Genomic DNA, 254 nt, shown 5'->3' with positions numbered 1-254 from the left:
GGCCCACAAGGAATTCAAGGCCCGCAAGGAATTCAAGGTCCAACGGGAGCTACAGGAGCAACCGGAGCTACAGGTCCACAAGGGATTCAAGGTCCCCAAGGAATTCAAGGCCCGCAAGGAATTCAAGGTCCAACGGGAGTTACAGGAGCAACCGGAGCGACAGGTCCCCAAGGAATTCAAGGCCCACAAGGAATTCAAGGCCCGCAAGGAATTCAAGGTCCAACGGGAGCTACAGGAGCAACCGGAGCTACAGG

The 254-nt window shown here is 56.3% G+C and carries 1 pseudogene; it reads left to right on the top strand.

Going from position 1 to position 254, the window contains the following annotated elements:
• Positions 1-254 (top strand): annotated as a pseudogene (locus ACQRBL_RS32900) (hypothetical protein); the annotation flags it as partial.

The sequence above is a fragment of the Bacillus sp. AF62 genome, assembly GCF_050312695.1.
GTDB lineage: Bacteria > Bacillota > Bacilli > Bacillales > Bacillaceae_G > Bacillus_A > Bacillus_A cereus.
Note: the sequence above shows the minus strand (reverse complement) of the source record. Positions and strands in the feature narration are given on the sequence as shown.